We start from the raw sequence: 7,297 nt of genomic DNA on the forward strand, positions 1-7,297 counted from the left end.
GGGCTGGGCTCCTCCGGCAGCGGTTACGGGGGCGCGGGCGTGCTCGGCGGCGCGAACGGCGGCCCGGCCGGCGGCGGCGCCATGACGGGCAGCATGTCCCCGGCCGAATCCGGGATGGCGGGCCGCGCCGGTTCCGGCGCGGCGGCGGCCGCCGCGGCCGGACGTGGTGGCGGTGTCGGCGGGTTCTACCCGCCGCTGGGCGGCCAGCGTGGCGGAAGCGAGGACCAGGAGCACAAGAACCGCTACGGCGAGGACAGTGGTCTGGACCTGCTCGACGACCTGCCGCCGGCGTACCCGCCGGTGTTCGGTGAATAGGAGGGGCGCGCGGTGGCACGCCGGATGACCGAGGTCGACGGGCTGGTCCTCTCCCAGCTCGAATTCGACCTGCTGTGGGACGATCTGGGCCTGGGCGCGCAGCCGTATCCGCTCGGCGTCCCTTCCCACGGGTACACCATGGACGAACGGGAAGACCTGGGTGGCGAGGTTTTCGAGAGCCTGAACGCCGCCGGGCTGATCGACGGCGAGGAGATCTCTCCCGAGCTGGAAGAGCTGCTGGCCACGCTGAACAGCCCCGCGATCTCGGTGGACGCGCTGCTGCTGGGCGAAGTCCCGTTACGGCTCTTGGCGGCGGCCGGGCCACGGCAGGCGGTGCTCGCGGTGCTGGACAGCGAAGAGCTGGCGCTGCGGCGGATCTTCCCTGTCCAGCAGCTGCTGCCCGTGGTCGCCGACGTGCTCGGCGCCGCGCCCGCGGGCCCGGGGCAGGAAGTCCGGCTGCCGCGCGAGGTTTTCGCCGAGTCGTTGCGGACGTTCGCCGAATCCGGGCACAGCGGTTTCGAGTGGACCCTGGCGCAGGCGGGCATCACCGGCCGCGCCGTCCGTGCACTGTGGACACTCGCCGAATCCCCGCGCGTCTGCTCCGGCCAGCTCGCCGCCAATGGGCCGCGCGGGCGCTCGCAGGTCGTCACGTGGTTCGACACCGAAGCGGGCCGCTACGGCGTCACCACGCAGGGACGCGCGGGCAAGCAGTGGGTCACGGTCACCCCGGCCGACGGTGCCTGGCTGGCCACCCGGCTGACCGAACTGGCCGACCAGGTCCGGTAACGGGTTTTCGCGACAGTACGAGAAGTGGGGGCGGAATGAGCAAACTGAGTGCCGAAGAAATCGCACAGCACGCGTACAAAGCCGGGTTCCGCGGCGACGCGCTGACCACCGCGGTGGCCGTGGCGATGGCCGAGTCCGGCGGGAACACCAAGGCGCACAACGCCACCCCACCGGACAACTCGTACGGGCTGTGGCAGGTCAACATGCTCGGCGGGCTGGGCCCGGCGCGCCGCAAGGAGTACGGGATCGACTCGAACAGCGAACTGTTCGACGCGGACGAGAACGCGAAGGCCGCGTACAAGATCTCCGGTCACGGTAAGTCCTTCGGCCCGTGGTCCACCTACACCAACGGAGCCTACAAGAAGCACCTCACCGAAGCCCGGAAGGCCGCCAAAGAGGTCGCCGAGAATCACGGCAAGAGCACCGCGAAAAAGCCGGCGCACCACGAAAAGCACCCCGGCAAGAAGGGCGGGTTCAAGGCCGATCCGGCGCAGTTCCGCACCTACGCGAGCCAGGCCGACGACGTCGCGGCCCAGCTGAAGGAGATCGGCGCCAAGACCGTGCAGAAGGTCACCGGCATCGCGAAGGACAGTTTCGGCGCGGTGGGCAAGGAAACCGGTTTCGCCGACGCGCTGGGCGATTTCAGCCGGTCGCTGGAGAAGCAGGTGTCGACCACGGCGGGCAACGCGCGCACGCTCTCCGAGCAGACCCGCAAGGCCGCGAGTCAGTACAAGGACCACGACGACGCGGCGCTGCAGACGCTTTCCAGCGCCGACATCTCCGGCGTGCTGGGCTGAAGGGGAAATCATGGACATCGCTTCGATCGCCACGCTGTTCGCGGACGAAATGAAGACGCACCACGGCAAACTCGAAGGCAAAGCGGGCGAGGCGCAGGCCGCGCAGAACGCGCTGGAGTCCGCCGCCCGGTCCGTCATGGAGCAGCACGACACGCAGCGCAAAGCCGCGCGGACCCTGATGTCCCACTGGGAAAGCGAGGCCTCCGGCGGGTTCGAGGGCAAGTCCGCGAAGTTCGGCGACGACCTCACCGTCACCGCCGAGGCGAGCATGAAGGGCGCGAAGATCGTCAGCGAGGTGACCGGCGCGCTGTCCGCCCGGCACAGCGCCACGGGTGGTCTGGTGGACGAGTTCGTGACGAAGGCGAACGGGCTGATCAAGGCCGGGTTCGCGATGGCCGGCCTGGCCGCGCCCGGTGCCCTGCTCAAGGCGATGGGCGAGGTGACCGACCTCGCGGGCCAGTACCTCAAGGAGTCCTCGGGCCAGCTGAAGGACGCGCGGTCCGAAATGGAGGAAGCCGCGCGCAAGCTGCGGGCACTGGAGAAGGACCTGAACTCCGACGGGGTCGGCGATCCCGGGAAGGCCCAGCCGCACAAACCGTCCCAGGGCAAGGAAAAGGGCAAGGAAAAGGGCAAGACGAAACCAGGGAGTTCGAGCAAGGCGGGCAAAATCCTCGAGCACGCCCGGAAGAACCTCGGTTACCACGAAGGCCCCAACAACCGGAACAAATGGGGCCCGACGGGGCAGCCGTGGTGCGCCTACTTCGCGACCTCGATGTGGCGCGAGGCCGGGGTGAACATCCCGAAGTACGGGTTCACCGGGGACGTCTACAAATGGGGCGAGCGCCACCACACCGCCTACGACCGGGGCGACATCGCCAAGCAGGCGCGCCCGGGGGACGCGATCCTGTTCGGCACCGGGCCCACCTGGGGCGGCAGCGAGCACATCGGGATCATCGAGAAGGTCGACGGGAACAAGATCACCACGATCGAGGGCAACTCCAGTGACCAGGTGATGCGCCATACCTACACGCTTCCGCGCGATGCCAAGAAGTTCTACGGAGGGGTGCACCCGAAGTGACGATCACCGGAACGGCACGCCGGGACGGGGTCTCGGTGGAAGTGGCTCCGGGCGGCGCGCTGCGCTCGCTCGAACTGTCGCCGGAGGCGCTGCGCTCCGGCGGCGCGGCGCTCTCGCGCACCATCCTGGGCCTGGTGAAGGAGGCCGCGGCGCGGGCGAACGAGCGCGCCAAGCACGCGGTTGCCACGGAACTGGGCGAAGTGGCGGAGGAAACCTTCGAGGCACTGGGTTTCGGCCGGGACGCGACGAGTGCGGAAACCGCCGAGGCGACGACGCCGGACAGCTGGAGGGCCTGATGGAGGACGAGCGCACGATCGACGAGCTGATCGAGATCGCCGAGGAGATCCCGGAAAAGCTGGGCCTGGCCGAGGGCATGGCCGGCTTGCGCGGCACGGCCGCGGGCGAGCACGTGTCGGTGACGGTGGATGTGCAGGGCAAGCTCGTCGGGCTGGAGATCGGCGAGGACGCGCTGCGGCAGACCCCCGAAGCGCTCGCGGCGGAGATCTCGCGGCTGAGCGCTTCGGCGGGCAACGCCGTACTGCGCAAGGGAATCGACGTGCTACGCGCCGGCACCACGCCCGCGATCGCCGAGGCGATCCGGGAGCAGCTCGGCATCACCGAGGAACCCGCCGAGGCCGAGGAGCTTGGCGAGTCCACTTCGGACGCCACCACCGAGCGGCGCCCCGCGCCCCCGGACGACGAGGAGTTCTTCACCCTGCAACGCGCGTAAGCTCACACCTCCAGCAAGCGCACCGGCCCCAGCAGACCCGAAGGCATGGGGTCCCAGTCCGCCGGGGCCTGGCCGCTGCGCCAGCTCATGAAGAAGTTCGTGGTCAGCTTCCCCGCGCGGGCGAGGGCGCGGACGCGGTTCGCGGCGAGGTTCGTGACGTCGAGCTCCAGCACGTTCACACCGGGGCGCGCCGCATCGCCGAGCGGTACGTGGAACGGGATCGACCAGGCTGTCCCGAGTTCACGTCCGTTGAGGCGCACCGCGGCTGCCTCCCGGACGTCGCCGAGGTCGAGCAGCCAGTCACGTCCGGCGTCTCCAGTGGACAAGATGAAGCGAAGCGTGTAGCGGGCCGTTCCGGAGAAAGCGCTTTCCTGCTCCCCCAGCTCGGTCCACGAAACCAGCTTCGCCAAGTCCCTCGCGGGCGGCACTTCCGGGCCACCGTCGAGGAAACGCAGTGACCACCTGCCGTCGAGTGCCACCTCCCGCCCGGTCGGCACGAGCGCGGACACGACCGGCGCGACCACGTGGCGGCGGTCGTAGGTGCGCAGGATGAGCGACTCCCCGGGTTCCAAGTGGACCCGGACCTGGAGCTTCCCGTTGACCCGCCTCGTTTCCGCGAGCCCGGTCACGTCGTGCAGCGGGTCGAGAGCGCCGACCGAAGCGGCGTCGGTGCCGAGCGGGTACCAGCCGTCGACGGTGTTCGCCGTGACGTTGCTGAGGAAGTAGTGCTTACCCTGGTCGTGCTGCCTGCGCAGAACGCGGAGACCGGTGTCGGCGATCGGCTCACGCACCGCTCCGGCGCGGGAAAGCGCGGCGTCCAGCTCGGTTTCCTTTACCACCACAACACGCGGGTGCGCGCGCAGCGCGGCGTTGAGCTTGGCCAGCTGCGCGCGGCGCGCATCCAGGTCGGCCAGCCCTGGCACGTCCGCGGGCAGATCCCCGGTGAACACCACCGTCGCGCCCTGGTCGGCCAGCGTGCGCAACTGCCGCACAGTGTCCAGCGGCATGAGCCGCGCGCCGGGCACCACCACGACGGCGTAACCGGTGTTGTCGTTGCGCAGTCCCCCGCGCTTGCCGCGGAAACCGGCCAGCTGCCGGTCGGACACCCAGTCGAACTGCCAGCCGCGCGCCTCCAGTCCGCCGGCGACGTCGCCCGCGCCGGTGGGGTGCTGGTACATCCAGGTGCCCTGCCAGGTGTAGTCGGGCGTCAGCTCGATGTCCTCGGCCGACGCGCCGATGCCGCCGTCCGGCTGCGCCCAGAGGTCGTGCTGCGGCCAGTAGACGAGGACGTCGTTGCCGTGCGTGCCGTCCTGCAGCACCGACTGGCAGCGGGTGATGTAGCCGGTCAGCTCGGGCACGGTGCGCCAGATCGTGTTGGCGGGCTTGAGTTCCGTGCTCGCGTAGAAGGAAAACCCGGGCCACGGCGCGTCTTGCGGCGAGTACGCGGTCCCGTGGAAGACGACGTGGTTGATCCCGGCGGAGAACAGCAGGTCCACCGTCGGCTTCGCCTGCGACAGCGAGACGTGGTAATGCTCGTCGCGCCAGGTCAGGGTTTCCGCGCCCACCAGTGGTTTCCCGCGCAGATGTGCCGGCGAAGACGCGAATCGCCACACGAGCGGGACCGGCGCGGCGCCCTTTCCCGCGCCCGGTCGTAATCCCGGGATCGGGACCAGCTCGCCGCCGGTGTACTCGGTTTCGGGGATGTCCGCGGCGCCGTAGATGTCGAGCAGGTTCGCCGGGGAGCCGTGGGCCTGGTTGCGGGTGAGCCAGCCGCCCTCGGCGCTCCACTTCGCCCACGGCAGCGCGAACCGGTCGAGGAACAGGTCGGAGAACGTCTCGCGCACGTCGGAAAGCACGCGGGCGCGGGCATCGGATTCGTCGGCGGAGTCGAACAGCGCGGGCAGGTGCGGGACGAGGTCGTAGCCGCGGAGGTCGGCGAATTCCGCGACGGCCCGGGTGGTCCAGTCCATGTCCTCGAGTTCGAACGAGTCGTGGAACAGGGCGCGGATCCCGCGTGGCCCGCGGCCGATCGCGGTGCCGAAGTGGTCGAGGTGGAGACGGATCGCGTCCTCGTCGAAGTAGTCGGCGAGCAGCCCTTTCCCGCCGGGGCCCGCGCGTTCGACGCGTTTGAGCACGCGGCCGCTGAACACCCCGGTGAGCTGCCAGTCGCCCGCGGGCGCCGTCCAGTCGAGTGTTCCGTCGGCGCGGACCGACGCGGTGAGGTCGAGCGTCCGCCCGCTGCCGGTGTCGCGCGCGACGAGCGCGGCCAGGGGCGGGTCCGGCAGCGGGTCCATCGGCGGGCGGAGGTCGGGGCGGGACAGTTTTTCCTCGTCCACCAAGGCGGGATGCGGTGGCTGGGTCGTGCGCACGGGCACGGTCAGGCGCTGGCCTGGGGAGAGTTGCCAGTGCTCGACGAGCGCCCTGCCCGCGCTCTGGGCGGGACTGATCCACGGGCCGCCCATCGTCCAGCCCGAGCCGGTGGTGAGATCCACGCCCAGCCCGGCCGCTCGGGCATGGCGGGTGGTGGCGTCGAGCGCGGCGAGCCATTGTGGGCTCAGGTAGTCCAGGACGTGATCTTCGTAGCCTTGTGCCTCGTAGATCGGCTGCACCTCGACGCCGCCGAACCCGGCGCGAGCGAACTCCTCGAGGTGTTGCGCCAGACCGGCTTCGGTGACCGCGCTGCCCAGCCACCACCAGCGCGTCCAGGGACGGGTTTGCGCGTTGACGGGCCCCCAGCCGAGCGCGGGTGCCGGCGCCGCCTGCGCGCCGGACACCCGGCCGGCGACCACGGCCGCCGCCACCACGACCGAACCACGAAGGACTTCCCGCCGCCGCATCATGTTTTCAGGCTCCTCGTCGAGTGCGATCCCCTCCGCGACGCTCGCAGAAAGCCACACGCCGCCACAAGAGTCCGTGGGCGATTGTCCGGATCCGGCCAGTCCAGGGTCCTTTGTGGACGGAGGTCAGGGCAGCAGGACGCCCGCGGACGGTGGTGCCGATCAGGTGCGCGCGGGTGAGCATCAGATCGAACATCCGGAGAGGCGCGGTCGTCCCGGCCTGGACTCCCACGATGAGCACCATGGCCGTGCTCACTCCGCCCGCGGCTCCGCAGGACACGCCTTCGGGCACGGGCAACAGCAGATCCGCGGGGATCGCGATCCGCTCGGCGTGCGCGCCGCGGCACGTCGGACGGCCATGACGGCGGATCGCGCGCCGGGCGAGACGGCCCGCTGGGCGGGGCGCGCCCGCTCGCTCGCCGCGCCCAGTGCCCGGCGCACCACTCGCCCGCCACACCACTCACCCCGCGGCACGCTCGCCCGCCGCACCGCTCGCCCGGCTCACAGCTCACCGCCGCACCGCTCGCCCGGCTCACAGCTCACCGCCGCACCGCTCGCCCGGCTCACAGCTCACCGCCGCACCGCTCGCCCGGCTCACAGCTCACCGCCGCACCGCTCGCCCGGCTCACAGCTCACCCTGCCGCACCGCCGCACCGCTGGCCCGGCTCACAGCTCACCCTGCCGCACCGCCGCACCGCTGGCCCGGCTCACAGCTCACCCTGCCGCACCCACTCAGGCGGCACATCACCCCGCC

7 protein-coding genes and 1 pseudogene are annotated in these 7,297 nt (G+C 70.9%); 7 read left to right on the forward strand and 1 reads right to left on the reverse strand.

Features of this window, described 5'->3' with window-relative positions:
• The 6 genes and pseudogenes from FPZ12_RS45940 to FPZ12_RS45075 all read left to right on the forward strand — a co-directional run.
• Window positions 1–315: pseudogene (locus tag FPZ12_RS45940) on the forward strand (WXG100 family type VII secretion target); the annotation flags it as partial.
• A 24-nt stretch (window positions 316–339) separates the two neighbouring features.
• Window positions 340–1,101: an ESX secretion-associated protein EspG gene (locus tag FPZ12_RS45055; RefSeq protein ID WP_144762003.1), complete on the forward strand. Its 762-nt coding sequence runs from the start codon at window positions 340–342 to the stop codon at window positions 1,099–1,101.
• A 35-nt stretch (window positions 1,102–1,136) separates the two neighbouring features.
• Entirely contained in the window at window positions 1,137–1,898 is a 762-nt protein-coding gene (locus FPZ12_RS45060) for a type VII secretion target (RefSeq protein ID WP_144762000.1), read from the forward strand.
• Window positions 1,899–1,908: 10 nt separating this feature from the next.
• A complete protein-coding gene (locus FPZ12_RS45065) occupies window positions 1,909–2,976 on the forward strand; it encodes a CHAP domain-containing protein (RefSeq protein ID WP_144761997.1) in 1,068 nt (355 codons plus the stop codon).
• The gene (locus FPZ12_RS45070; protein ID WP_144761994.1) at window positions 2,973–3,272 is read left to right on the forward strand and encodes a YbaB/EbfC family nucleoid-associated protein; all 300 of its coding nucleotides are present in this window, start codon (window positions 2,973–2,975) and stop codon (window positions 3,270–3,272) included. The genes FPZ12_RS45065 and FPZ12_RS45070 overlap by 4 nt, the downstream gene beginning before the upstream one ends.
• On the forward strand, window positions 3,272–3,706 hold the full coding sequence (locus tag FPZ12_RS45075; protein WP_144761991.1) for a hypothetical protein: 435 nt from the start codon (window positions 3,272–3,274) through the stop codon (window positions 3,704–3,706). Before FPZ12_RS45070 ends, FPZ12_RS45075 begins: the two co-directional genes overlap by 1 nt.
• Before the next feature lie 2 nt (window positions 3,707–3,708).
• Here FPZ12_RS45075 and FPZ12_RS45080 read toward each other — a convergent pair whose 3' ends face one another.
• Window positions 3,709–6,546, reverse strand: coding sequence for a glycosyl hydrolase (locus tag FPZ12_RS45080; RefSeq protein ID WP_144761988.1), 2,838 nt, complete (start codon window positions 6,544–6,546; stop codon window positions 3,709–3,711).
• Window positions 6,547–6,776: 230 nt separating this feature from the next.
• Between FPZ12_RS45080 and FPZ12_RS46970 the strand changes: the two genes are divergently transcribed.
• Window positions 6,777–6,905, forward strand: coding sequence for a hypothetical protein (locus FPZ12_RS46970; RefSeq protein WP_279537884.1), 129 nt, complete (start codon window positions 6,777–6,779; stop codon window positions 6,903–6,905).
• Window positions 6,906–7,297: the final 392 nt, after the last annotated feature.

This window comes from Amycolatopsis acidicola, assembly GCF_007713735.2.
GTDB classification, from domain to species: domain Bacteria; phylum Actinomycetota; class Actinomycetes; order Mycobacteriales; family Pseudonocardiaceae; genus Amycolatopsis_E; species Amycolatopsis_E acidicola.

Coding starts and splice junctions, on each gene's coding strand:
- FPZ12_RS45065 (WP_144761997.1), top strand. CDS start 1,909: ATGGACATCGCTTCGATCGCCACGCTGTTCGCGGACGAAATGAAGACG.
- FPZ12_RS46970 (WP_279537884.1), top strand. CDS start 6,777: ATGAGCACCATGGCCGTGCTCACTCCGCCCGCGGCTCCGCAGGACACG.
- FPZ12_RS45055 (WP_144762003.1), top strand. CDS start 340: ATGACCGAGGTCGACGGGCTGGTCCTCTCCCAGCTCGAATTCGACCTG.
- FPZ12_RS45080 (WP_144761988.1), bottom strand. CDS start 6,546: ATGATGCGGCGGCGGGAAGTCCTTCGTGGTTCGGTCGTGGTGGCGGCG.
- FPZ12_RS45060 (WP_144762000.1), top strand. CDS start 1,137: ATGAGCAAACTGAGTGCCGAAGAAATCGCACAGCACGCGTACAAAGCC.
- FPZ12_RS45075 (WP_144761991.1), top strand. CDS start 3,272: ATGGAGGACGAGCGCACGATCGACGAGCTGATCGAGATCGCCGAGGAG.